The following is a 22,710-nucleotide window of genomic DNA, read 5'->3' as shown; positions in this document are numbered from 1 at the left end:
ATGACGGACGACACGCTCGCCGCGGCCGTCGTGCCGGACATCGTGCTCGACGGAGCGGCCCACGGGCCGCTGACCCTGCGGGCGGCCTCGGTGCGCGGGGACTCCCACCGGTACCTCGGCGAGGCCCGGCAGGACTCGGTGATGACCGCCCACCTCGGCGAGAAGGGATCCGGTGAGCTGCTTGCGGTGGCCGTCGCGGACGGGGTCGGCTCGCAGCCGCTCTCGCACCTCGGGTCGCAGCACGCCTGCCGGACCGCGCTGTGGGCCCTCGGCGTCAACGCCCGGGAGGTGTACGAGGCGCTGGCCGCCGGCCGCGAGGACCGGTTCGCCGAGCTGGCGGACGGGGTGGCCGGACACATCGCCGACCGGCTGGCGGACCGGGCCGCGCGCAAGGACCTCGACCCGGTCGTCTACTCCACCACCCTCCGGGTGCTCCTCGTCCCGCTCGACCCGGCCGTCCGCACCCGCGGGCTGCTCACCGTCGGGGACGGCGGTACGGCGCTGCTCCGTGACGGGGTGTGGGACCTGGCGCCGGGCGACGGCGCGAGCGCGGCGGACGGGGACCGGATGATCGACACCCGGACCGCCGCGCTGCCGGTGGCCCGGACCGCCGCGGCGCGGCTGGTCACCACCCGGCCCGGGGACGTCCTGGTGGTCTCCACCGACGGCTTCTCCTCGCCGCTGGCCGGGGAGCCGGAGATGCGGGCGTTCCTCACCGGCGCGTGGGGCGGCGGCGCGCCCGAACCGGCCGACTTCCTCTGGCAGTTCCAGTACCGGGTGAAGTCGTACGACGACGACCGCACCGCGGCCGTGCTGTGGGAGGGACGGCCGTGACGGCGGACGACGGCGCCGACGTCGAGCAGTCGTCGCTGCCGCTCGCGGGGAAGCTCACGGCGGGCGGCCAGGGCGAGGTGCACGTGGTCGGCGGCCCCGGGGACCTGCTCTTCAAGCGGTACCTGGAGCCGCACAAGGCGGACGGGTCGGCGCTCGCCGCGCTCGTCGCCCTGCGGACCGGGCTGGCCGCGGAGGAGCGGCGGCGGCTCGACCGGGAGGCGGCCTGGCCGCTGTGCCGGGTGACGGACGGCGGCCGGGTCGTCGGCTTCCTGATGCGCCGGGCGCCCGACACGATGACGTGGCGGACGGCCAGGGGCGACCGGCGGCTCACCGAGCTCCAGTTCCTCCTGCGCGCGCCGAAGGCGGCCACCAGGACGCTGCGGCAGCCCACGCCGGAGGAGCGGCTGGCGCTGGCCGTGGTGCTGGTGGAACTGGTGGACCGGCTGCACGTGAGGGGGCTGGTGGTCGGCGACCTCTCGCAGGCGAACGTGCTGTGGTCGCTCGATCCGGAGCCCGCCCTCCATCTGATCGACTGCGACGGCGTCCGGATCACCGGTCACCAGCCGGTCCTCGCGCAGGCCGACACCCCGGACTGGCACGACCCCCAGGCCCCGCCCGGGTCGGCGAGCGTGGACAGCGACCGCTACAAGGCGGCCCTGATGCTCGGCCGGATCCTCGCGCAGGACCCGTACGTGGCGCCGGGGCGGCCACTGGCCGTGCTGCCGGGGGTGCTGGACGAGCGGCGCCTCGACGCCGTGCTGCGGCTGTGGGAGCTGGCCGACGGGGCGTACGGCTCCCGGCCCGGCCTCGGGGAGTGGCGTACCGCGCTCTCCGGCCGGGCGACGATCAGGCTCCAGGCGGGCCGGCCCGCGCCGCGGCCCGCGGTGGACCGCTCGCGGTTCGACGGCGGGGCGGAGCGCGACCGGGGCACCATCCGGTTCAGGCGGTCCTGAACCGGACGGGCCGGGGGCGTGGGCCCCGGGTGTGCCCTCAGGCGCCGTCGAGCTGGGCGATCGTCGCGTGGGAGGCGGGGGTGCGGGCCGTCAGGTCGCGGGCGACGGCCTCCGCGTCGCCGAGCACGCGGAGCGCGTTCGACCAGGTCAGTTTGGTGAGGTCGGCCCGGGACCAGCCGCGGTGCAGGAGCTCCGCGATCAGGTTGGGGTAGCCGGCGACGTCGTCGAGGCCCGCCGGGGTGAAGGCGGTGCCGTCGTAGTCGCCGCCGATGCCGATGTGGTCGATCCCGGCTGCCTCGCGCATGTGGTCGAGGTGGTCGGCGACCGTGGCGGCGGTGGCGATCGGGCGGGGGTGCTCCGCCGCGAAGGCGGCGTGGATCGCCTTGGCCCCGGGGGTGGTGTCGAGGTGGTGCAGGCCGTGGGCGCGCAGGTTGGCGTCGGCGCGCAGGGTCCACTCGACGGCCTCGGGGAGGATGAACTTCGGCACGAAGGTCGCCATCGCCACCCCGCCGTTGGCGGGCAGGCGCTCCAGGACGTCGTCCGGGATGTTCCTCGGGTGGTCGCAGACCGCCCGGGAGGAGGAGTGCGAGAAGACCACCGGCGCCGTGCTGGTGTCGAGGGCGTCGCGCATGGTGGTGGCGGCGACGTGCGAGAGGTCGACGAGCATGCCGCAGCGGTTCATCTCGCGGACGACGGCGCGGCCGAAGGCGGTGAGGCCGCCGTGCCGGGGCTCGTCGGTGGCGGAGTCGGCCCAGTCGTTGTTCTCGTTGTGCGTGAGGGTCATGTACCGCACGCCGAGGGTGGCGAAGGCGCGCAGGGTCGCGAGGGAGTTGTCGATGGAGTGGCCGCCCTCGGCTCCCTTGAGGGAGGCGATCCGGCCCTCCTCGCGGGCCTTGACGACGTCGTCGGCGGTCCGGGCGGGTGCCAGGTCGGCCGCGTACCGCTCGACGAGCCGGTCGACGGCGTCGATCTGCTCCAGGGTGGCGCTGACCGCGTGGTCCCCGGTGAACCGGCCGGGCACGTAGACGGACCAGAACTGGGCGCCGACCCCGCCGGCGCGGAGCCGGGCGAGGTCGGTGTGGAGGGAGGCCGAGCGGTCGCCCGCGATGTCGAGCGCGTCGAGGTCGTAGCCGCACTGCTCGCGCAGCGCCCACGGGAGGTCGTTGTGCCCGTCGACGACGGGGGCCTCCGCCAGGAGGGCGCGCGCCTCGGCGAGCCGCTCGGCCGCGCTCATCGGGCGAATCCGAAGGAGTCGGTGCCCTCGACCTTGGCGCGCAGCCGCTTGCCCTTCTCGGTGGCCTGCGCGTTGAGGTCCTGGAGGAACTCCTCCATGCGGGCCTGGAGCGCCGGGTCGGAGGCGGCGACGATCCGGGCGGCGAGCAGGCCCGCGTTGCGCGCGCCGGCGACGGAGACCGTGGCGACCGGGATGCCGGCCGGCATCTGCACGATGGAGAGCAGTGAGTCCATGCCGTCCAGGTACTTCAGCGGCACGGGGACGCCGACGACGGGGAGCGGGGTGACGGAGGCGAGCATGCCCGGGAGGTGGGCGGCGCCGCCGGCGCCCGCGACGATCGCCTTCAGGCCGCGGCCGGCCGCCTGCTCGCCGTACGCGATCATCTCGCGCGGCATCCGGTGGGCGGAGAGGACGTTCACCTCGTAGGGGATCTCGAACTCGTCCAGCGCCTGGGCTGCGGCCTCCATGACGGTCCAGTCGGAGTCGGACCCCATGGCGATGCCGATGATCGGGTTACTCAACGATCGTCCCTCGCAGGTAGTCGGCGGCGTGGCGGGCGCGCTCCAGCACCTCGCCCAGGTCGTCGCCGTAGGTGTTGACGTGGCCGACCTTACGCCCGGGCTTCACGTCCTTGCCGTACATGTGGATCTTGAGCTGCGGGTCCCGGGCCATGCAGTGCAGGTAGCCCTGGTACATGTCCGGGTAGTCGCCGCCGAGGACGTTGCACATCACGGTCCACGGGGCGCGCGGGCGGGGGTCGCCCAGCGGCAGGTCGAGGACGGCGCGGACGTGGTTGGCGAACTGGCTGGTGATCGCGCCGTCCATGGTCCAGTGGCCGGAGTTGTGCGGGCGCATCGCCAGCTCGTTGACGAGGATCCGCCCGTCGGCGGTCTGGAAGAGCTCCACCGCGAGGTGGCCGACGACACCGAGTTCCTTGGCGATCCGCAGGGCCAGCTCCTGGGCCTGCCCGGCCAGCTCCTCGTCGAGGTCGGGGGCGGGCGCGATGACGGTGTCGCAGACGCCGTCCACCTGGCGGGACTCGACCACCGGGTACGCGACGGCCTGGCCGTGCGGGGAGCGCACGATGTTCGCCGCGAGCTCGCGGACGAAGTCGACCTTCTCCTCGGCGAGCACGGGCACGCCGGCGAGGAAGGGGTCGCGGGCGTCGTCGGCGGTGCGGACGAACCAGACGCCCTTGCCGTCGTAGCCGCCGCGCACGGTCTTGAGGATGATCGGGAAGCCGCCGACCTCCTCGGCGAAGGCGACCGCGTCGGCCGGGTCGGCCACGATGCGGTGCCGGGGGGCGGGGGCGCCGATCTGGTCGAGCTTCGCCCGCATCACCCCCTTGTCCTGCGCGTGCACGAGCGCGTCGGGCCCGGGCCGGACGGGGATGCCGTCGGCCTCCAGGGCCCGCAGGTGCTCGGTGGGCACGTGCTCGTGGTCGAAGGTGATCACGTCGCAGCCGCGGGCGAACGCGCGGAGCGTGTCCAGGTCGCGGTAGTCGCCGATGACGACCTCGCCGGCCACCTGCGCCGCCGAGTCCTGCGGGGTGTCGCTGAGGAGCTTGAACTTGATGCCGAGGGGGATGCCCGCCTCGTGGGTCATACGGGCGAGCTGACCGCCGCCGACCATGCCTACTACCGGGAACGTCACCCTCTTAGGGTATCCGCACCATCCGTGAACACGTTTCCGGCTGTGGATTGACACAAGGCGTGACGGGGCAGTGATGGGTTTTCCACAGGTTTCCCGCCTACCCGGGCGGGTGACAGGGGAGGCTGGTTAGCATGAGTGGGTTGACGTCACCCGGACGTCACCCGACGGACGGACCGACCCCACCATGAGCGAACCCGGCGCGCTGCGCATGCGACTCGCCCTCCTCGCCCGCGAGGTGGCCAAGTTCGGGGTGGTCGGCGGACTCGGCGTCCTGGTCAACCTGGCCGTGTTCAACCTGGTCCGGCACACCACGGAGCTTCCGGTGGTGCGGGCCAGTCTGATCGCGACGATCGTGGCCATCGCCTTCAACTACGTGGGGTTCCGCTACTTCACGTACCGCGACCGCGACAAGTCGGGCCGGACCAAGGAGATGTCCCTCTTCCTGCTGTTCAGCCTGGTCGGGCTGGTCATCGAGAACGGCATCCTCTACGCGGCGACCTACGGCCTCGGCTGGAACTCGTCGCTGGCCAGCAACTTCTTCAAGTTCCTCGGCATCGGCGTGGGGACCCTGTTCCGCTTCTGGTCCTACCGCACGTGGGTGTTCCGGGCGCTGCCGGCGAAGGAGGCCGTGCAGACGGCGGAGTCCTTCCTGGAGCAGGCCGAGCCGGTGGCGCCGCGGCAGGCCCGCCGCCGGCAGCCGGACCACGTCTGACCCGGCCCTCTCCCCCGCCCCGTGGCTGATCAGCGCACGGGGCGCTCCCGGTCCTCGGAGACCCTGCGGGTCTCCTTGCCGAGGAAGAGCGCGAAGACCGGCGGCTGCTGCTGGAGGAGCTCCAGGCGGCCGCCGTCCGCCTCCGCGAGGTCCCGGGCGACCGCGAGGCCGATGCCGGTGGAGCTGCGGCCGCTGACCGCCCGCTCGAAGATCCGCGCGCCGAGGTCGGCGGGGACGCCGGGGCCCTCGTCGGTGACCTCGATCACCGACTGGTTGCCGATGACGCGGGTGCGCAGGGCGACGGTGCCGCCGCCGTGCATGAGCGAGTTCTCGATGAGCGCGGCGAGGACCTGGGCGACCGCGCCCGGGGTGCCGACGGCCCGCATGCCCTGCTTGCCGGAGCGGACGATGGCGCGGCTCGCGCTGCGGTAGGCGGGGCGCCACTCCTCGATCTGCTGCTTGACGACCTCGTCGATGTCGAAGGCGACGGCGGAGCCGGAGCGGGGGTCGCGGGAGTTGGTGAGCAGCCGCTCGACGACGTCGGTGAGCCGCTCGACCTGGGTGAGCGCGATCGTCGCCTCCTCCTTGACCGTGTCCAGGTCGTCGGCGAGGGCGACCTCCTCCAGGCGCATGGAGAGCGCGGTCAGGGGGGTGCGGAGCTGGTGGGAGGCGTCGGCGGCGAGCCGGCGCTCGGCGGTGAGCATCCGGGCGATCCGTTCGGCGGAGGCGTCGAGCACGTCGGCGACCCGGTCCAGTTCGGGGACCCCGTACCGCTTGTGCCGGGGGCGGGGGTCGCCGGAGCCGAGCCGTTCGGCGGTCTCGGCGAGGTCGGTGAGCGGGGAGGCGAGCCGGTTCGCCTGGCGTACGGCGAGGAGGACGGCGGCGATGACGGCGAGGCCGGCGACGGCGACGATGATCAGGGCGGTGCTGCCGACCTCGGAGGTGATCGCGGAGCGGGGCTCCTCCACGATCACCGTCTCCCCGCGCTCGCCCTCGGCCTCGCCCCGGATGACGCTGCCGGCGGGGCGGGTGCCGATCTCGATGTCGGGCCGGCCGGGGATGGCGATCAGCGCGTACCGCTTGGCGCCGCTCTGCTCGGCCAGGATGTCCGGGTTGACCGGCTCGCCGCCGATCAGCCTGCTGTCGACGATCGACGCGATCCGCAGGGCCTCGGCCTCGACGCTCTCCTGGGCGCTGTTGGTGATCGTCCGGGTCTCCACGAGGACGAGGGAGACGCCGAAGACGGCGATGACGACGAGGACCACGGCGAGGGTGGAGGTGATGAGACGGCGGCGCACGTGCCCTCCCGGGCGGGGGTACGGGGGTGGGGGGCGCCGCCTGGTGTGCGGGGCTCCTGGTGTGCGGGCCCATTGCCGTGCGGGGCCCGGGCCGGGGCCCCCGGCCCCGCGGAGGGTACGCCGGCGGCGGGGCGGCGGGGCGCCCCCGGCCGTCAGCTCTTCTCGAAGCGGAAGCCGACGCCTCGGACCGTGGCGATGTAGCGGGGGTTGGCCGCGTCGTCGCCGAGCTTCTTGCGGAGCCAGGAGATGTGCATGTCGAGGGTCTTGGTGGAGGACCACCAGGTGGTGTCCCAGACCTCGCGCATCAGCTGGTCGCGGGTGACGACCCGGCCCGCGTCCCGGACCAGGACGCGCAGCAGGTCGAACTCCTTGGCCGTGAGCTGGAGCTCCTCCTCGCCCATCCAGGCCCGGTGCGACTCGACGTCGATGCGGACGCCGTGCGTGGCGGGCGCGGGGGCGGGCTCGGAGGCGCCGCGCCGGAGCAGGGCCCGGACGCGGGCGAGGAGTTCGGCGAGGCGGAAGGGCTTGGTGACGTAGTCGTCGGCGCCGGCGTCGAGCCCGACGACCGTGTCGACCTCGTCCGCGCGGGCGGTGAGGACCAGGATCGGGATCGTGTGCCCCTCGGCGCGCAGCCGCCGGGCGACCTCCAGGCCGTCCATGCCGGGCAGGCCCAGGTCGAGCACGACCAGATCGACGCCGCCCTGGAGCCCGGTGTCGAGCGCGCTCGGTCCGTCCTCGCGGACCTCGACCTCGTACCCCTCTCTCCGCAGGGCGCGGGCCAGCGGTTCCGAGATGGATGCGTCGTCCTCGGCGAGCAGTACACGGGTCATGGGGTGATGGTAGTCCGCACGGGTGCCGCGCCGGGGCGGGATCGTGAGCCGCCCGCCCCCGCTTCGGGGTGCCTCTGAAGCAGGGTGCGTAATCTGGACATCACCTTGGAATGACGCCTGTTGGTTCCATGGCCACCTGTGATCCATCTCTCAAGTCCTTCCATATCCGGCACTGTCGTGTCGTATGGTGGCGAGACGTCTGTAGCGGTAAACGGGGACCTTTGGCCTGCTTCGGCAGCCGAGGTCCTCTTTTCTGCGCAGGGTTGGCCTTGCCAGCCTTGAGACGGCGAACGACCTGTGGGCCGGGTCCCGCGGCGCGACGGCGCGCGGCGGGGCGTGGATCCCGGGCGGGGCGCACACGTCCCCTCCGGTGCCGGCCACCCCCCACCGGGCGCATCACGCTCACGAGGCGCGCGTCCCGACAGAGCAAGGATCGACATGGCGTCCAGCCTGACGACGGCTTCGAACGGAACCTCTGGTTCCGGGAAGACGTTCCTCGGCCACCCCCGCGGCCTGGCCACCCTCTTCTTCACCGAGATGTGGGAGCGCTTCTCCTACTACGGCATGAGGGCCCTCCTCGTCCTGTACCTGGTCTCCGGCGGCGCGGACGCGGCCACCGGCAGCCAGGGCGGCGGTCTCGCCATGACGGCGGCCACGGCCACGGCGATCTACTCCGTGTACGTGTCGATGGTCTACCTGATGGCCATGCCCGGCGGCTGGTTCGGCGACCGCGTCTGGGGCGCCCGCAAGACCGTCACGATCGCCGGCTTCGTCATCATGGCCGGTCACGCTTCGCTGGCCCTGCCGGGTCAGGCGATGTTCTTCGTCGGTCTGGCGCTGGTCGCCGCCGGTTCCGGTCTGCTCAAGGCCAACATCTCCACGATGGTCGGCCACCTCTACGACGGGCCGGACGACCCGCGTCGCGACGGTGGCTTCACCCTCTTCTACGTGGGCATCAACCTCGGCGCGTTCGTGGCGCCGTTCGTCGTCGGCACCGTCGGCGAGAAGGTCAACTGGCACCTCGGCTTCGCCCTCGCCGCCGTCGGCATGGGCATCGGCCTCGCCTGCTTCCTGGCCTTCACCAAGAGCCTGAGCCCCACCAGCAGCCTGGTCCCGAACCCGCTCTCGGCCCAGGAGCGCAAGAGCATCCTGGTCAAGGCCGCGCTCGTGGTCGTCGCCGCCGCCGTCTTCTACGGCGTCGTCGTGGGCCTCGACCTGTTCACCCTGAACTGGGCCCTGGTGCCGCTGACCCTCGCCGGTCTGATCATCCCGGTCGCCGTCCTGGTCCGCATCAAGCGCGACAAGGACCTCGACCGCTCCGAGCAGTCGAAGATGAACGGCTACATCTGGTTCTTCGTGGCCGCCGCCATCTTCTGGATGATCTACGACCAGGGCGGCTCGACGCTGTCGCTGTTCGCCGACGACAAGACCGGCTCGATCTTCGGCTTCGACCCGTCGGCCACCTGGTACCAGTCGCTCAACCCGATGTTCGTGATGGCGCTGGCCCCGGTCTTCGCGTGGCTGTGGCTGTGGCTGGCCCGCAAGAACCAGGAGCCGAACACCATCGTGAAGTTCGCGATGGGCCTGGTCCTGGTCGGCGCCTCGTTCTTCGTCTTCGTCGTCCCGATGGGCATGGCGGGCGACGGCACGATGGTCTCCCCGATGTGGCTCGTCTCGATCTACATGATCCAGACCATCGGTGAGCTGTGCCTCTCCCCGGTCGGCCTCTCCGTCACCACGAAGATGGCGCCGAAGAAGTACGCCTCCCAGATGATGGGCGTCTGGTTCCTCGCGGTCACCGCGGGTGACTGCACCACGGGTCTGCTGTCGCTGGCCGGGGTGGATCTCAACGGCACCGGGATCATCGCGCTCCAGGCGTCGCTGGCCGTCGGCGCGGGCATCGCGGTCTTCATGTACCGCAAGAAGGTCCAGGCCCTCATGGGCGGCGTCCACTGACGCACGTGACACCCGGGACGGCCCCGGCACACCCCACGGTGTGCCGGGGCCGTCCCGTTCGCGCGTCCTAGCGTTCGCGCCGGGCCAGCCTGCGCCACGGGGTGAAGGTGAAGAGCGCGCCGCCGAGGAGGATCACCGTGCCGGCCACGAGGCCGAGGGCGCGGAGGGCGCCGTCGGACTCGGCGCCGGTCTCGGCGAGGTTCTCGCCGCCGCCGGAGCCGTTGCCCCCGTTGCCGTTGCCACTGCCCCCGTCGCCGTTGGCGTTCGTGCCGCCGTTGTCCGTGCCGCCGTCGTCGGTGGAGCCGGAGGCGCCGCCGGACTGCTTGGCGGTGTCCAGGGTGAGCGACGCCTCGACGGCGCCCTTCACCTGGCAGGGGATCTTGATCGGGTCGGCTCCCGCCGCGAGGACGACGGAGATGGTGAGCGCGCCCGGGGAGAGCGTGGCCTTGCCGGTGGCGCCGGGACGGTAGGTGCCCTTCATGTCGGTGAGGCTCACCGGGTCGTTCATCTTGAGCGCGGTGGGGTTGGGCGCGCCGGTGACCTTGACGGTGCCGCTGTCGTCCCCGCCGATCTTGATGTCCATGCTGGGCGTCAGGGCGTTCGCGGGGAGCGGCGCCGGGCTGTTCATGACGCCCTTGGCCGTCCTGACCGTGAGGTCGTAGGCGCCGCCGTTCTTCTTCGCGTTGACGGTGACCTTGGAGTTGATCGAGGCGGGGCCGGGGGACGTACAGGTGAAGGCCACCTTGACCTCCTTGCCCGGGAAGTCGGTCCCGCCGCCGTTCCCGCCTCCGCCGTTCGCGCCGCCGTTGTCCGCGCCGCCGTCGCCGGATCCACCGCCGTCGTCCGAGCCGCCGTTGTCCGAGCCACCGTTGTCCGCGCCTCCGTCGCCGGAGCCGCCGTTGCCGCCGCCGTCCGCGCTCACCTTGATGGTGGCGCCGACGGGGACCTGCTCCTTCGGCGTGCACGCGGTGTTCGTCGACATCGGCTTGGACACGTTGATCGTGTACGCGCCGGGCGTCAGCGTGACGTCGCCCGCCTGGGTCAGCTTCAGGGTGCCCTTCATCTCGGGCAGGACCATGTCGGTGTTCTTGGGGATCGGCGGGTTCTGCCGGGGGCCCTCCATGGCGACCGTGCCGCTCTGGGCGCCGCCGATCTTCATGGTGCCGGTCGGCTTGACGGTGTTCGCGCCCAGATCCAGCATGTCGGGGTTCTTGGAGGCCGGCTTCACCGTCTTCCAGACGACCTCGACGGTGTCGCCGACCTTGGCGGTCGCGGGCGCGGTGACCAGCACCGTGGTGGTGCCCTGGACCGGAGGGAGGCCGGAGATCGCCGGCGGGACGCACTCCGTCCTGAACGAGATCTGCGCGGCCTGGGCGGGAGCGGCGGACAGCAGGATCCCCGCGCCGCCGAGCATCAGCGCGACCCCGGCCGCGATCGTCCTCCGTTGCGTGCTCACGTGAGTCCCTTCGTCGTCGGACTGTTCTCGGACGGTGCGGACCCGGGGTGGAACCACGGAAGGACCGCGGTCGTCCCGGGGCCGTCCGCGTCCGCCGGTACGGGGACGGGGACGGAGTGGTGGTTCCGGCCGCCGGCCCGGTCGACGAGGACCATGCCGATCCGGAAGAGGGCGGCGGGCACGACCACGGCGAGCAGGGCCCAGAAGAGGACGACGCCCCAGGGGCGGCCCACCTTCCAGGGTTGTTCGGCCAGGACCTTCCCGCCGTAGGAGACGGAGACCCGGTGGTCGCCGTGGGCTCCGGCGGAGAGCTCGACGTCCAGCTCGATCCGCGCCTTCTGCCCGGGCTTGATGGTGCCGCGCCACTGGTGCTGCTCGTCGCTCGGGGCGAGGACGCCGCGGGCGGTGCCGACGAGGAAGACGGGGTCGCGTACGGGGGCGGTGCCGAGGTTGCCGACGGTGAGCACGAGGGTGCGTGCGGGCGGCGCGCCGAACCAGGTCAGCACCCCGCTCGACCCGTCGAGGCGGGCGGCGGTGAGGACGGCGAGGCGTCCGTCGCCCGCGCTGTCCGGGAGCGGGGCCGTGGGGTGGCCGGCGACGGCGAGGGCGGCGTCGACGACGTCCTGCTGCCCGGTGACCCCGGAGACGTGGACGACGCAGGGGCAGGGCTTGGGCGGGGCGGTGACCGGCAGTCTGACGCTGAAGGCGCCGCGCGGGTCGACCGTGGCGGCCCGGCCGTCGGTGTTGGCGCAGGAGTTGGTGCCGCCGACGACGCCCTTGTCCGGGGTGCCCTGGCCGCAGAGCAGGACCATCAGCAGCGCTCCCGCCTTCCAGCCGGTGCCGCTGACGGTGATCTCGCTCCCGTTGGGGGCCTGGTTCCGCGAGACGGCCACGGCCGGGTCACCGGCGGCGGACACCGCCTGCGCGGAGGAAGCGGCGGACGCGGCGGACGCGGCGGAAGCGGAGGAAGCGGAGGAAGCGGCGCCGGCCGGGAGCAGGGCGAGGACGAGACCCGCGAGCAGCACGGCCAGGACGGTACGGACGGAGGCCGGGGCCGTACGGGCGGAATCCGGAGCCGTACGGGCGCGGGCCGGAGTGGTACGGGCGAGGGCCGGGGCCGTACGGACGGAGGCCGGGGCCGTACGGGCGGGGGCGGCGGCCGGGCTCATGCGGTGGCTCCCTTCGTGCGGCGCCGGAGCGCGTACGCGGCTCCGCCCGCCGCCGCGAGCAGCGCCCCCGCGGCGGAGGCGGCGGCGGGCCCGGAGGCGAGGACGGTCTCGGTGACGGCGGTGGCGGGGGTCGCCCCGGGGGCGGCGGCGGTGAACCGGACGGTCACGGAGTCGAGGGCCGGCCGGTCGGGCCAGGGTTCGGTGCGGGCGGTGCGCTCGCCGGGGCGGAGGCTGAGCGGCAGGGCGCGCTCGGGGCGGTCGAGGACGGTGCCGAGGAGGCCGTCGGCGCGGACGGCGAGGCGGGGCCGGTCGAGGACGGTGCTGCCGCGGTTGACGAGCGTGTAGTGGAGGGTGCCGGTGGCCCGGTCGACGCGGGCGTCCTCGACGGTGAGGGCGGCGAGCCGGGGGCCGCTGACCTTGAGCCGCAGGTCGACGGCGGTCCGTCGGCCGCCGGCCGCGGCGCTCACGGTGCCGCGGTGCTCGCCGGGCGGGGTGGCGGCGGCCACGGTGACGGCGAAGGGCACGTCGGCGCGGGTGCGGGCGGGCACGGTGACGGTGCGGGCGGCGAAGGCGACGGCGGCGGGGCCCTCGCCGGTGAGGGTGACGGTGAGCGGGCGCGGGCCGGGGTTGGTGACGGAGAGGGTGTCCTGGAGGACGCTGCCGGCGGGGCCTTCGAGATAGGCGTACGGCCGTCCGGCGGCGGGGGCGGCGGTCCAGGAGGGGGTGGCGGGGGGCGCGGCGCCGAGCGTGCCGAGGACGGCGGCGGCGAGGAGCGCGGACCGGGTCCTGGTCATGGGCGGGCCGGGCGGGGGCGGCGGGTGAGCCAGAGGAGTCCGCCGGCGCCGCCGAGGAGGACGGTGCCGCCGAGGGTGGCGAGCGCGGCGGTGGTGGCGGTGCCGCCGGTCCTGGGGAGTTCGCCGCCGGGCAGTCCGTCGGCCTCGTCCTCCTCGGCGGACCCGTCGGAGCCGTCGGAGCCGTCGGAGCCGCCGGACCCGTCGGAGCCCGAGGGTGCCCGGGTCTCCTCCCCGGGGAGGCCTGTGACGGTCAGGCTGAGCGACGGCCGCGGCTTGTTCGCGGGGGTGCAGACGGCGGCGTCCATCCCCAGGGCGTGGACGGTGAGCACTCCGGCGGTGAAGGTGACGGTGCCCGCGCGCCTCGGTGTGTAGGTGCCGGTGAGGGTGCCGATCCTGATGGGGGTGAAGGCGGGGACGGCGGCGGCGTTGGGGACGCCCTCGACCTTGACGGTGCCCCGGTCGGCGCCGCCGAGGACGAGGTCGGCGCGGGGGGTCATGACGCCCTTGGGGAGTTCGACGGGGCTGTCGGAGACGCCCTTGTCGAAGGTCATGGTGATCGCGTACGCGTCGCCCTCGCGCTCGGCCCTGACGTCCACGGGCGAGACGGCTGCGCGGTCGCCGATCTTGGTCTCGCACGCGTACCTCACGTCGACGATCTCGGCGTGGGCGGCGGGCGCGGCGACCAGCCCGGCCGGCGCCCAGACCGCGACGGCGGCCGTGAGCACGGCGGCCGCCCTCCTCCGGTTCGGCTTCCTGGACACCCGCGACCCCTCACCGCTCTATTTCCTGACGTCCCATCAGATTGGGCGTCAAGGTACGCCTGGGGCCGTACGGAGGGAAGAAGAGTGACGGTGAAAGTCCTGCGGCGGTCGCGCGGGGCGGCGGACGTCAGGCGGGAGCGGCCAGTTCGGCCCAGACCGTCTTGCCGGGGGCGCCCGGCACCCGCTGGATGCCCCAGTCGAGGCAGAGCCGCTGCACGATGAACATGCCGTGCCCGCCGGGGCGTCCGGACCGGTGCGGGGTGCGGGGCGCGGGCTGGCCGGCGCCCCGGTCGGTGACCTCCAGGCGGACGGCGTCGGCGAGGCGGACCACCCGGAGCCGCTCGGGGCCCTCGGCGTGCAGGCAGGCGTTGGTGACGAGTTCGGAGACGACGAGCAGGACGTCCTCGGCGGCGGCCCGCCGGTCGGCCGAGGCGGCCGGCAGCCAGCCCCACTCGGTCAGCGCCCCGCGGGTGAAGTCACGGGCGAGCGGGACGGTGCCGCTGGTCTCGCCGAGTGCGAGCGTCCGCACGTCGGAAGCCTGATCCATCAGCACTTCACCTCACCGGTCGACGAGACAGCAGGGGCAGGAAAGGGGGGGTCAGCCGGAGCCGGGGAGGGCGGTGTCGAGGCTGTCGTGCACGGTGAAGACCGCCTCCGCTCCGGTGATCTGGAAGACCCGGGCCACGGCGGGCCGCATGGCCACCAGATGGACCCCGCCGCCGGCCGCCTCGGCCCGCAGCCGCGCCCCGAGGAGCACGTTGAGTCCGGTCGAGTCGCAGAACGCGAGCCCCGAGCAGTCGACGACGAGCCGGACGCGGCCGGCGTCGAGGGCCGCGTCGAGCGGTTCGCGCAGCAGTTCCGCGGTGTGGTGATCGAGCTCACCCACCGGAGCGAGAAGTTCCGCGCCGTCGTCCACAGCGCTGGCCTCGACCCGCAGACGCGCAGGCTGCGCGCTGCCGATGTGCTGGCGGTCCATGGTCGGGCCCCTCCTCGATCGACTGCGCAGAACCCTACTAGCGGAGCGCCTTCTCGTGCACACGAGCCCCCCACATAACCACCCAATACGGATTATTGCCACTTGCAACGATCGCCGCCGAGCAGGTAGGGCTAGTAAAGAACACCCGATCCAGCCGGCTTGGAGGCGCCGCACACCGCACCCGGACACCCACCCCCTGAGGAGACTCATGTCACCCCGGCTCGACGTCCCGCGCACCCCCCTCGCGCCGTCGACACCAGCCCTTCCCCGTCCCGCCGATCCCACACCCCCTTCGCCCCTCGCGATCGAAGGACCCCTCGACCGGGTCGCCCCGGCCGACGCCCGCGCGCTCTCGAAGGAGCTCTTCGCCCGGCTCACCGAGCTGGAGGAGGGCACCCACGAGTACGCGTACGTCCGCAACACCCTCGTCGAGCTCAACCTGGCCCTGGTCCGCTTCGCCGCCGCCCGCTTCGGCACCCGCAGCGAGCCCATGGAGGACATCGTCCAGGTCGGCACGATCGGCCTCATCAAGGCCATCGACCGCTTCGAGCTGTCCCGCGGGGTGGAGTTCCCCACCTTCGCGATGCCGACGATCATCGGCGAGATCAAGCGCTTCTTCCGCGACACCTCCTGGTCCGTGCACGTCCCCCGCCGGCTCCAGGAACTCCGCCTCGACCTGGCCCGGGCCGGCGACGCGCTCTCCCAGCGCCTCGACCGGGCGCCCACCGTCGCCGAACTCGCCGCCGAACTCGGCATCGCCGAGGACGAGGTCGTCGAGGGCATGGCCGCCAGCAACGCCTACACGGCCGCCTCGCTCGACGCCCAGACCGAGGACGACGACCACGGGCAGAACGAGTCCACCCTCGCCGACCGGCTCGGCTACGAGGACCACGGCCTGACCGGCATCGAGTACATCGCCTCGCTCAAGCCGATGATCGCCTCGCTCCCCGAACGCGAACGGCTCATCCTCTCCCTCCGCTTCGTCACCGGACTCACCCAGTCGGAGATCGGCGCCGAGCTCGGCATCTCCCAGATGCACGTCTCCCGGCTGCTCTCGCGCACCCTCGCCCGGCTACGCCGGGGGCTCACCCTGGAGGAATGAGGCGCCTCTCTGGAGGAACCGCCTCCGCCGCTCCCCGCGAACCGTCAAGATAGCGACGGAAAGGGCCCGTTCACGGTCGACCGACCCGGACGGGCCCTTCCGCGCGCCCACGGCGGCCGGGGCGGGAACTTGTTGACGACCCCGCCCGGTATGGGCGACATTGAGCCCGTGGAGCCAGGGGGGAATCACATGGTTTCTGCTTACGCGGAACTGGAAGAACGCATGCGCGTCCGGCTGGGGGGCCGGGCGTGCCTCTACGTGCCGTCGTGCCGCCTCGGCCTCTACCTCGCGCTGCGCCGCTGGTGCGCGCCCGGAGGCCGGGTGCTCATGTCGCCCGTCAACGACGACGTCATCTTCTTCGTGGTGCTCGCCGCCGGCCTCCGGCCCGTACAGGCCCCGCTCGACCCGCGCGACGGCTCCCTCGACCCGGCGGCCGTCCCCGACTCCGTCTGGTCCGGGCTCTCCGCCGTCCTCACCACCAATCTGTACGGCAACCCCGACCCGGCCCCCGCACTGCGCGCCCGCTGCGACCGGCTCGGCATCCCGCTCCTGGAGGACGCCGCCCACGCCATCGGCACCACCGTCGGCGGCCGCCCGGTCGGCGCCTGGGGCGACGCCTCCGTCTTCAGCCTCTCCAAGCACACCGGCGCCAGGACCGGCGGCTTCCTCACCGTCGCCGACCCCCGGCTGCGCGACGGACTCGCCGCCGAGCGGGACGCGATGCTCCGCCCCGCCCGGCTCACCGGGGAACTCGCCTACCTGGCCCGCCCCTACGCCGAGTCCGCCGCCCGCGGCCTGCGCCTCGCCCGCCCCGCCCACGCCGCCCTGCGCGCCGCCGGACTGCACGAACGACCCGGCATCCGGATGCCGCTGCGCCCCGACGAGCTGGCCCGGGCCCTCGCCACGGCACCCGCCCTCGATCCCTTCCACTCCTGGATCCGCGTCGACATGCACGACTACCGGCTCCGCCCCGGCGCCGCCCGCCTCCGCCACGCCCGCCACCGGCTCGCCGCCCTCGACTCCGTCCTCGACGCCCATCGCGCCGGCACCGCCCGCCTCCTCGCGAGCGAGTACTCCGCCCAGGGCCTCCCCGCCGACGGCGAGGTCCCGCCGCTCTTCCGGACCCCGCTGTTCGTCGAGGACCGGGACTCCGCCGTCGCCGCGCTCGCCCGCCGCCGGATCACCGTCGGCTACCTCTACGACCCGCCCCTCGACGGCTACGCGGGCGAGGCCTTCACCGACCCCTCCCCCGCCCCGGCCGCCGCCGCCTGGTTCGCCCGGCACGCCCTGCCCGTGGACCCGCGCCGCGCCGACGAGGCGCTCGCCGCGCTGCGCGCCTCCGGCGCCCGCCCCGCCGTGCCCGCGCCCGCCCCGGGCGGCGCCCGGTGACCGACACCGTACGGACCCGGGGCGCCGAACCGGACGCCCCGGGGGCACCCGGCACCGGGGCCTCCGAGGCGAAGGCCGCCGGCGAGGACTCCCCCGGCGAGGACTCGCTCTTCCGCAACGCCTACGCCCTGATGCTCTCCACCGGCGTCTCGGCCGCCCTCGGCCTCGGCTTCTGGCTGGTCGCCGCCCGCTACTACACGGAGGAGGCCGTCGGCCAGGGCTCCGCCGCCATCGCCGCCCAGCGGATGCTCGCCTCCATCACGGCGACCACCCTCGCCGGCGCCGTCGTCCGCTACGTCCCCCGGGCCGGCCGCGCCACCGGCCCGCTCGTGCTGCGCCTCTACCTCCTCAGCAGCGTGGTGGTGGCCGCCGCCTCCGGGATCTTCCTGCTCACCCTGGACTGGTGGGGGCCCTCGTACGCCCCGCTGGGCACCCTCTCCGCCGGGATCTTCTTCACCCTCTCCTCGGTCGGCTGGGCGCTGCTCAGCCTCCAGGACGGGGTCCTCACCGGGCTGCGCAAGGCGTTCTGGGTGCCGGTGGGCAACGCCGTCTTCTCCGTCGGCAAGCTCGCCCTGCTGGTCGTGCTCGCCGCCGCCCTGCCCGTCCTCGGCGTCTTCGTCTCCTGGGCGGCGGCGATCGCGTTCTCCACGATCCCGCTGGCCTGGCTGGTCTTCCGCCGGCTCATCCCGCAGCAGGCCCGCGCCGACAGGGACCGCGAGCCGCCCACGTACCGCGAGATCCGGCGGTTCGTCGCCGGGGACGCGGTGGGCGCGTTCTTCAGCCTCCTCATGATCAGCCTGCTGCCGGTCATGGTCGCGGTCCGCTTCGACGCCGCGCACAACGCCTTCTTCTACACGGCGTACACGGTCGGCGGCACCATGGAGTTCATGGCCATCAACATGGCCTCCTCCCTGACCGCGCACGCCTCCCACAGCCCCGACTCGCTCGCCGAGGGCGTCCGCGGCGCGCTGCGCCGGATGGTGGTGCTGCTCGTCCCGGTCGTCCTGGTCCTCGTCCTCTTCGCGCCGCTGATCCTCGCCCCCTTCGGCCCGGGCTACACCGACAACGGCTCCACGGTGCTGCGGCTGCTCGCCGCCGGGGCGCTCCCCCGGGTCGCGGTGGAGCTGTACATCGGGGTGCTCCGCGTCCAGGGCCGCACCGGCATGCTCGCCGCCGTGCAGGGCGGCATGTGCGTGCTCGTCCTCGGCAGCGCGGTCGTGCTGCTCGGCCCGTACGGCATCAGCGGGGCCGGGATGGCGGTGCTCGGCGGGATGACCGTGATGGCCGTGGTCTGCGTCCCGGGCCTGCGGGCGGTCCTCAGGGGCAAGGCGCCCGAGGCCGCCCCGCCGGCGCCCGCCGCCCCCGGGGACGACGACGGCTACGGCACCAGCTGGGCGCGGCAGAGCGCCTATCTGCGCTCGACGGCCGCCCAGGACACGGTCACGCCCGCGTACGGCATCCCCGTGTACGTGCCCCGGCCGCCCGAGCCCGCGCCCGGCACCCGGCACCCGGACGCGCGGGACCGCTCGCCCGCCGCCGTCCTGTGGGCGCTGCTCGCGGTCGCGGTGCTCGTCTTCTGGCTGCCGCTCGCCTTCGCCGCGCCGCTCGACGCCGCCCGGCCCTCCGGCCGGGACCTGCTCGCCGCGCTCCCGGTGCCGACCCTGCTGGCCGGCCTGGTGCTGGTCGGCCTCCAGGGCGCGGCCGTCGGGGTGCGCGTCTTCCGCGGCGGCTACGCGTGCGCGGTGCTGCTGGCCACCTTCCTCGCCCTGCACACCGCGCCCGCGTTCGTGGGCCTGCTCCCGCCGCCGGCCGCGGGTCCGGCGGCCGAGCTGCTCGGCACCGGCCCGGCGGCCTGGGCGGCGCCGGTGGTGGCGCAGGGCCTGTGCCTGGCGCTCGCGGCGCTCCTGCTGCGGCTGCTGGGCGCGGGCGGGCGGATCGCGGCCGGGGCGGTGTGGGTACTGATATGGGCCGGCTGGGCGGCCCAGCAGTCCCTCGCCACCGCCCCGCTCCCGCTGCTGCTCGGCCTGTCCGGCGTCACGATGGCGGTGTACGCGATCCGCGGTCTGCGCTCCTGAGCGGGCTCAGCGCCGCGGCAGGGGCTGCCGGAACCAGGCGTCCTGCCCGGCCGCCCGGTAGCCGTCGAGACCCGCTCCGGAGTTCACGGTGAGGTCGCACCCGGGTCCGGGCACGGCCCGGTTCCAGTGGACGTACGCCTTGGCCTCGGGCAGGGTCGGCGCGACGGCCGGGATCTTCGCGTACCAGTCCCGCTGGCGCTGCGGGCGCTCCGGGTCGGGGGCGGTCGCGAACTCGGCGAGCATGACCGGCTTGTCGTCGGCGATGTTCTCGCGGAGCCAGTCGTAGGTGGGGCGCTGGCTGGCCTCGAAGTCCCGCCAGGCGTCGGTGTCGTGGCAGCGGTAGTAGTTGTACTGGTCCATGCCGAGCCAGTCGACGTACCGGTCGCCGGGGTAGAGGCTCTTCATCTCCTCGGCCATCCCGAGGTAGCCGGAGACGGTCCACACCCAGACGACGTTGTCGGCGCCGAGCTTCCGGAAGCGGTCGTGGAGGTGCCGGTAGGCGGCGACGTACTCGGCGGGGGTGCCGGCCCCCTCCTTGATGCGGGCGTCGACCTCCTGGTCGAAGGAGAGGAAGACCCGCTTGCCGTAGTCCTTCACGCGGCGGATCTGCGGGTCGATGATCTCGGCGTCGTACTGCCCGGAGGCGATGTTCTTCCAGCCGAGCTGGGTCTCGGTCCAGCCCTCGTGGTGGGGTTCCTTCCAGACGGTGGACTCCCAGGCGAGCATCAGCAGCCGGTCCCGGCCGAGTTCGCGCTCGTCGTCGGTGAGGAGGGTCCCGTCGAGCGCGTTGCCCGACATGTCGTGGTACGTGTACACGAGGTCGAGCTTGCGGCCGATCTTCCGCTCGAAGGCGTACACCGGCCGGGTGAGCGAACTGTCCCGGTCGTAGGGGAGATACGCGCCCCACCAGGCTCCGCAGGGGGCGACGAGCCGGGTGTCGGGGGCGCAGCGGTCGTCGCCCTCGGCGACGGTGGCCCACACCCCTATCCCGGCGGTCAGCGCGCCGACGGCGGCGAGGGCGACCGCGAGGCGTCCGGTGGCGGTGCCCCGGGCGTGCCGGCCGCCGGTCACCGGCCCCCACCGGGCCCTCGTTCGCGGGGCAGGAAGGACTCGGCGTCCGCGGGGGCGACGGCGCCTCCGGTGGCGGCGGGCAGCGGGAGACCGGGAAGGAGGACGGCGACCGTGGTGAAGGCGGCGAGCGGGACGAGGAAGGCGGGCACGGAGAAACCTCCGATCAGGAAGAGGAAGGTGGCGGTGAGCGCGGCGAGGGCGAGGCTGAGCGGGGCGGCGAGGGCGAAGGCCTCCAGGCGCGCGCCGGGGCGCAGTCCGCGCGGCTGCGGGTGGAGCAGGGCCGTGCCGGGGCCGAGGCAGACGAAGAGGAGCACGGGCGGCCAGCGGAGCGGGAAGCCGTCCGGGAGCAGGGTCGCGGCGAGGGCGACCCAGCCGGAGGCGGCGACGGCGGCTCTGACGAGGTTCCCCCGGTTCCGGGGGGCGGGAGCGGTCGGGTTGGTGGTCACGAGGCACCGCCCGGGGTGGTGGTCGACGGGATGTGGTCGAGGACGATCCCGTACGGGTGTTCCTCGACGGTCCTGAACAGCGGGGACGCCTTGAGCCGGTCGCGCAGGACGTCGAAGCCGCCGGCGGGCAGCAGGCCCTCGCCCGCGGTGTAGATGTCCTGGGTGCGGGTGAGGACGACGCGGGCGGTGACGCCGCGCGGGAGCCGGTCGGTGAGGTAGCGCGCGGGGTCGGCGAGCATCTTCTCGTTCTCGGCAGGGTCCTGTTCGCAGAACCACCAGTGCTCGACCTCGTCGTAGCGGTGCAGGGCCTGGGGGAAGGAGCCGGAAGTGGCGAGGAGGAGCCCGTCGTCCGGCATCTGGTCGATGGCGCGGGTGACGAGGGCGGACTCGGCGGGCGGGGTGTAGTACATGGCGTCCTTGCCGTAGTAGGCGGGCAGGAAGCCCGCCGTCAGGGCGAGGAGGACGGCCGGGAGGGCGACGGCGGTGACCCGGCGGCGGGCGACCGCCGCGCGGCTTCGGCGGGCGCCGCCGGCGGCGGGGACGAGCGCGGCGGCGGCGAAGAACGCGGCGCCGGGCAGTCCGAAGAGGTAGACGCGGAAGAGCATCTCGCCGCCGTAGTCGTTGACGGCGAAGAGCGGTACGGGGGCGGCCGAGGCGAGCAGCAGCGGCAGGGCGCCGCGGGTGAGGCGGCGGCGGAGCAGGACGGCGACGCCGGCGAAGAGGACGACGGCGAGGGCCATGGCGATGCCGGCCCGGCCGGCGAGTTCGGGCCCGGGCCCGGTGAGCTGTCCGGTGTATCCGGCTCGGGAGTTCTGGGTGAGCCGGCCGAGGGAGTCCTTGAGGGTGCCGAGGGTCTCCAGGAAGAGCGGGCGGCCCATGGTGAGGTTCCAGGCCAGCATGATCAGGCCGGTGACGGCGAGGAGACCGAGGTTGCGGTAGCGGCGGGTGAGGCAGAGGGCGGCCAGGACGACGCAGAGCATGACCGGGGTGAGCTGGTGGACCGCGTTGATCCCCAGGATCAGCGGGGAGAGGATCAGCACCCCGACGGCCCGCTGCCGGGTGGTGGTGGACGGCGGCACGGCGGCGGCGGCCGGGTCGAGCGCGGCGCGGTCGCGGAGCCGTCCGGCGGAGCCGGGCCGGACGAAGTGGCGCAGCACGACGGCGAGCACGGTCAGGTGGAGGACGTAGGCGAGGCCCTGCGGGGCGAGGTAGTCCTGGCCGACCCAGTTGGCGAGCTGGAAGATCCAGACGGCCGCCCAGACGAGCCGCCAGTCCTCGGTGAAGGTGCGGTAGAGGAGCACCAGCACCGGGAGGAGGATCAGGCCGAGGACGATGGGCGCCCAGTTGAGGTAGACGGCGGTGGACTCGACGCCGAAGGCGCGGACGAGCGCCGCGTTGAGCGTGAAGAAGCCCGGCCACTGGTCGTAGGCGGACATGTTGCCGGACAGGGCCGCGTGCGGGCGGAGTTCACCGGCGCCGAGGATGGTGTTGACGACGGCGTCGTGCTTGGACGCCCACGGGTAGCGCACCGAGTCGTAGAGGACGGCCGGCGCCGCCTTGAGGGCGACGAGGAGTCCGACGCAGTAGACGAGCGGCCAGCCCGGTGAGGTCCCGGCGCGGCGCAGGGCCACCAGGAAGCCGGCCGTGAGGACGGCGAGGGAGGCGTAGAAGAGGACGGGCAACCGGTCGAGGAGTCCGTAGTCGACCATGGAGCGGAAGTCGACCAGGGGCAGCGAGACCGCCCACAGGCCGAGGCCGAGCACCAGGAGGGCCGGGGGGAGCCAGGCGAGGGCGGGTGGGGCGGTGCGGCGCGGCTGCGGCGCGGTCGGATCCGGACGGTCGTCGTCCTCCCGGCCGGGGGCGCCGGGCTGTGCGGGCACGGCCCCCTCGCTCACCGGTGCCGGCTCCTGGTGGTGCTGTCGCACGATCGCGTTCTCCCCCCACTGTCCCCTCGGACGAGGCAAGGGAACGTACTTCGGTTCTGTCCTGGTGCACAACTCC

Annotated in this window: 21 protein-coding genes; 7 read left to right on the top strand and 14 right to left on the bottom strand. The window is 73.9% G+C overall.

Annotation, left to right across the window (positions count from 1 at the left end):
* Both ACF1BN_RS16210 and ACF1BN_RS16205 read left to right on the top strand, forming a co-directional pair.
* The gene (locus tag ACF1BN_RS16210; RefSeq protein WP_392332262.1) at positions 1-834 is read left to right on the top strand and encodes a protein phosphatase 2C domain-containing protein; all 834 of its coding nucleotides are present in this window, start codon (positions 1-3) and stop codon (positions 832-834) included.
* Positions 831-1,787 carry a hypothetical protein gene (locus ACF1BN_RS16205; protein ID WP_392332261.1) on the top strand — a complete coding sequence of 319 codons (957 nt, stop codon included), beginning with the start codon at positions 831-833 and terminating at the stop codon, positions 1,785-1,787. The genes ACF1BN_RS16210 and ACF1BN_RS16205 overlap by 4 nt, the downstream gene beginning before the upstream one ends.
* A gap of 37 nt (positions 1,788-1,824) precedes the next feature.
* On the opposite strand, the gene ACF1BN_RS16200 is transcribed toward ACF1BN_RS16205, so the two are convergent.
* The 3 genes from ACF1BN_RS16200 to ACF1BN_RS16190 are packed head-to-tail and all read right to left on the bottom strand — an operon-like array spanning position 1,825 to position 4,674.
* The gene (locus tag ACF1BN_RS16200; protein WP_392332260.1) at positions 1,825-3,021 is read right to left on the bottom strand and encodes a dipeptidase; all 1,197 of its coding nucleotides are present in this window, start codon (positions 3,019-3,021) and stop codon (positions 1,825-1,827) included.
* Entirely contained in the window at positions 3,018-3,515 is a 498-nt protein-coding gene (gene purE, locus ACF1BN_RS16195) for a 5-(carboxyamino)imidazole ribonucleotide mutase (RefSeq protein WP_392332306.1), read from the bottom strand. Before purE ends, ACF1BN_RS16200 begins: the two co-directional genes overlap by 4 nt.
* A 19-nt stretch (positions 3,516-3,534) precedes the next feature.
* Positions 3,535-4,674, bottom strand: a complete 1,140-nt coding sequence (locus tag ACF1BN_RS16190; RefSeq protein WP_392332259.1) for a 5-(carboxyamino)imidazole ribonucleotide synthase — start codon at positions 4,672-4,674, stop codon at positions 3,535-3,537.
* 184 nt (positions 4,675-4,858) lie between these two features.
* Here ACF1BN_RS16190 and ACF1BN_RS16185 point away from each other — a divergent pair, with 184 nt between their 5' ends.
* The gene (locus tag ACF1BN_RS16185) at positions 4,859-5,386 is read left to right on the top strand and encodes a GtrA family protein (protein WP_392332258.1); all 528 of its coding nucleotides are present in this window, start codon (positions 4,859-4,861) and stop codon (positions 5,384-5,386) included.
* Positions 5,387-5,415: 29 nt separating this feature from the next.
* Here ACF1BN_RS16185 and ACF1BN_RS16180 read toward each other — a convergent pair whose 3' ends face one another.
* Positions 5,416-6,684 carry an ATP-binding protein gene (locus tag ACF1BN_RS16180; protein ID WP_392332257.1) on the bottom strand — a complete coding sequence of 423 codons (1,269 nt, stop codon included), beginning with the start codon at positions 6,682-6,684 and terminating at the stop codon, positions 5,416-5,418.
* A gap of 152 nt (positions 6,685-6,836) precedes the next feature.
* Entirely contained in the window at positions 6,837-7,514 is a 678-nt protein-coding gene (locus ACF1BN_RS16175; RefSeq protein ID WP_392332256.1) for a response regulator transcription factor, read from the bottom strand.
* A 438-nt stretch (positions 7,515-7,952) separates the two neighbouring features.
* Between ACF1BN_RS16175 and ACF1BN_RS16170 the strand changes: the two genes are divergently transcribed.
* On the top strand, positions 7,953-9,470 hold the full coding sequence (locus ACF1BN_RS16170; RefSeq protein ID WP_392332255.1) for a peptide MFS transporter: 1,518 nt from the start codon (positions 7,953-7,955) through the stop codon (positions 9,468-9,470).
* Between the two features lie 67 nt (positions 9,471-9,537).
* Here the strand turns inward: ACF1BN_RS16170 and ACF1BN_RS16165 are convergent, their stop codons facing one another.
* From ACF1BN_RS16165 to ACF1BN_RS16140, 6 genes are all read right to left on the bottom strand, one after another.
* Complete coding sequence (locus tag ACF1BN_RS16165) at positions 9,538-10,926, bottom strand: hypothetical protein (RefSeq protein ID WP_392332254.1); 1,389 nt, start codon at positions 10,924-10,926, stop codon at positions 9,538-9,540.
* A complete protein-coding gene (locus tag ACF1BN_RS16160; protein ID WP_392332253.1) occupies positions 10,923-12,095 on the bottom strand; it encodes a hypothetical protein in 1,173 nt (390 codons plus the stop codon). The genes ACF1BN_RS16165 and ACF1BN_RS16160 overlap by 4 nt, the downstream gene beginning before the upstream one ends.
* Positions 12,092-12,889 (bottom strand): hypothetical protein, encoded by a 798-nt coding sequence (locus tag ACF1BN_RS16155; protein WP_392332252.1) that lies wholly within the window; start codon positions 12,887-12,889, stop codon positions 12,092-12,094. The genes ACF1BN_RS16160 and ACF1BN_RS16155 overlap by 4 nt, the downstream gene beginning before the upstream one ends.
* Positions 12,886-13,614: a peptidase gene (locus ACF1BN_RS16150; protein ID WP_392332251.1), complete on the bottom strand. Its 729-nt coding sequence runs from the start codon at positions 13,612-13,614 to the stop codon at positions 12,886-12,888. Before ACF1BN_RS16150 ends, ACF1BN_RS16155 begins: the two co-directional genes overlap by 4 nt.
* A gap of 163 nt (positions 13,615-13,777) precedes the next feature.
* Positions 13,778-14,197 (bottom strand): ATP-binding protein, encoded by a 420-nt coding sequence (locus ACF1BN_RS16145; protein ID WP_392332250.1) that lies wholly within the window; start codon positions 14,195-14,197, stop codon positions 13,778-13,780.
* A 51-nt stretch (positions 14,198-14,248) separates the two neighbouring features.
* A complete protein-coding gene (locus ACF1BN_RS16140) occupies positions 14,249-14,626 on the bottom strand; it encodes an STAS domain-containing protein (protein ID WP_392332249.1) in 378 nt (125 codons plus the stop codon).
* Between the two features lie 208 nt (positions 14,627-14,834).
* Here ACF1BN_RS16140 and ACF1BN_RS16135 point away from each other — a divergent pair, with 208 nt between their 5' ends.
* The 3 genes from ACF1BN_RS16135 (at position 14,835) to ACF1BN_RS16125 (ending at position 19,192) form a co-directional block, all read left to right on the top strand.
* The gene (locus ACF1BN_RS16135) at positions 14,835-15,728 is read left to right on the top strand and encodes an RNA polymerase sigma factor SigF (RefSeq protein ID WP_392332248.1); all 894 of its coding nucleotides are present in this window, start codon (positions 14,835-14,837) and stop codon (positions 15,726-15,728) included.
* A 189-nt stretch (positions 15,729-15,917) separates the two neighbouring features.
* Positions 15,918-17,117: a DegT/DnrJ/EryC1/StrS family aminotransferase gene (locus tag ACF1BN_RS16130; protein WP_392332247.1), complete on the top strand. Its 1,200-nt coding sequence runs from the start codon at positions 15,918-15,920 to the stop codon at positions 17,115-17,117.
* A complete protein-coding gene (locus ACF1BN_RS16125) occupies positions 17,114-19,192 on the top strand; it encodes a lipopolysaccharide biosynthesis protein (protein WP_392332246.1) in 2,079 nt (692 codons plus the stop codon). Before ACF1BN_RS16130 ends, ACF1BN_RS16125 begins: the two co-directional genes overlap by 4 nt.
* 6 nt (positions 19,193-19,198) lie before the next feature.
* Here the strand turns inward: ACF1BN_RS16125 and ACF1BN_RS16120 are convergent, their stop codons facing one another.
* The 3 genes from ACF1BN_RS16120 to ACF1BN_RS16110 are packed head-to-tail and all read right to left on the bottom strand — an operon-like array spanning position 19,199 to position 22,634.
* A complete protein-coding gene (locus tag ACF1BN_RS16120) occupies positions 19,199-20,263 on the bottom strand; it encodes a glycoside hydrolase family 26 protein (protein WP_392332245.1) in 1,065 nt (354 codons plus the stop codon).
* Positions 20,260-20,709 (bottom strand): hypothetical protein, encoded by a 450-nt coding sequence (locus tag ACF1BN_RS16115; protein WP_392332244.1) that lies wholly within the window; start codon positions 20,707-20,709, stop codon positions 20,260-20,262. Before ACF1BN_RS16115 ends, ACF1BN_RS16120 begins: the two co-directional genes overlap by 4 nt.
* Entirely contained in the window at positions 20,706-22,634 is a 1,929-nt protein-coding gene (locus tag ACF1BN_RS16110) for a hypothetical protein (RefSeq protein WP_392332243.1), read from the bottom strand. The genes ACF1BN_RS16115 and ACF1BN_RS16110 overlap by 4 nt, the downstream gene beginning before the upstream one ends.
* Positions 22,635-22,710 lie beyond the last annotated feature (76 nt).

The sequence above is a fragment of the Streptomyces sp. NPDC014861 genome (assembly GCF_043081625.1).
In the GTDB taxonomy this organism is placed as follows: domain Bacteria; phylum Actinomycetota; class Actinomycetes; order Streptomycetales; family Streptomycetaceae; genus Streptomyces.
This window is presented reverse-complemented; position numbering and strand designations above follow the sequence as displayed.

What these genes read in the sequence shown, in the direction of transcription:
- ACF1BN_RS16155 (WP_392332252.1), bottom strand. Translation starts at nt 12,889, where the DNA reads ATGACCAGGACCCGGTCCGCGCTCCTCGCCGCCGCCGTCCTCGGCACG.
- ACF1BN_RS16170 (WP_392332255.1), top strand. Translation starts at nt 7,953, where the DNA reads ATGGCGTCCAGCCTGACGACGGCTTCGAACGGAACCTCTGGTTCCGGG.
- ACF1BN_RS16175 (WP_392332256.1), bottom strand. Translation starts at nt 7,514, where the DNA reads ATGACCCGTGTACTGCTCGCCGAGGACGACGCATCCATCTCGGAACCG.
- ACF1BN_RS16210 (WP_392332262.1), top strand. Translation starts at nt 1, where the DNA reads ATGACGGACGACACGCTCGCCGCGGCCGTCGTGCCGGACATCGTGCTC.
- purE (WP_392332306.1), bottom strand. Translation starts at nt 3,515, where the DNA reads ATGGGGTCCGACTCCGACTGGACCGTCATGGAGGCCGCAGCCCAGGCG.
- ACF1BN_RS16200 (WP_392332260.1), bottom strand. Translation starts at nt 3,021, where the DNA reads ATGAGCGCGGCCGAGCGGCTCGCCGAGGCGCGCGCCCTCCTGGCGGAG.
- ACF1BN_RS16145 (WP_392332250.1), bottom strand. Translation starts at nt 14,197, where the DNA reads ATGGATCAGGCTTCCGACGTGCGGACGCTCGCACTCGGCGAGACCAGC.
- ACF1BN_RS16160 (WP_392332253.1), bottom strand. Translation starts at nt 12,095, where the DNA reads ATGAGCCCGGCCGCCGCCCCCGCCCGTACGGCCCCGGCCTCCGTCCGT.
- ACF1BN_RS16140 (WP_392332249.1), bottom strand. Translation starts at nt 14,626, where the DNA reads ATGGACCGCCAGCACATCGGCAGCGCGCAGCCTGCGCGTCTGCGGGTC.
- ACF1BN_RS16185 (WP_392332258.1), top strand. Translation starts at nt 4,859, where the DNA reads ATGAGCGAACCCGGCGCGCTGCGCATGCGACTCGCCCTCCTCGCCCGC.
- ACF1BN_RS16130 (WP_392332247.1), top strand. Translation starts at nt 15,918, where the DNA reads ATGGTTTCTGCTTACGCGGAACTGGAAGAACGCATGCGCGTCCGGCTG.
- ACF1BN_RS16135 (WP_392332248.1), top strand. Translation starts at nt 14,835, where the DNA reads ATGTCACCCCGGCTCGACGTCCCGCGCACCCCCCTCGCGCCGTCGACA.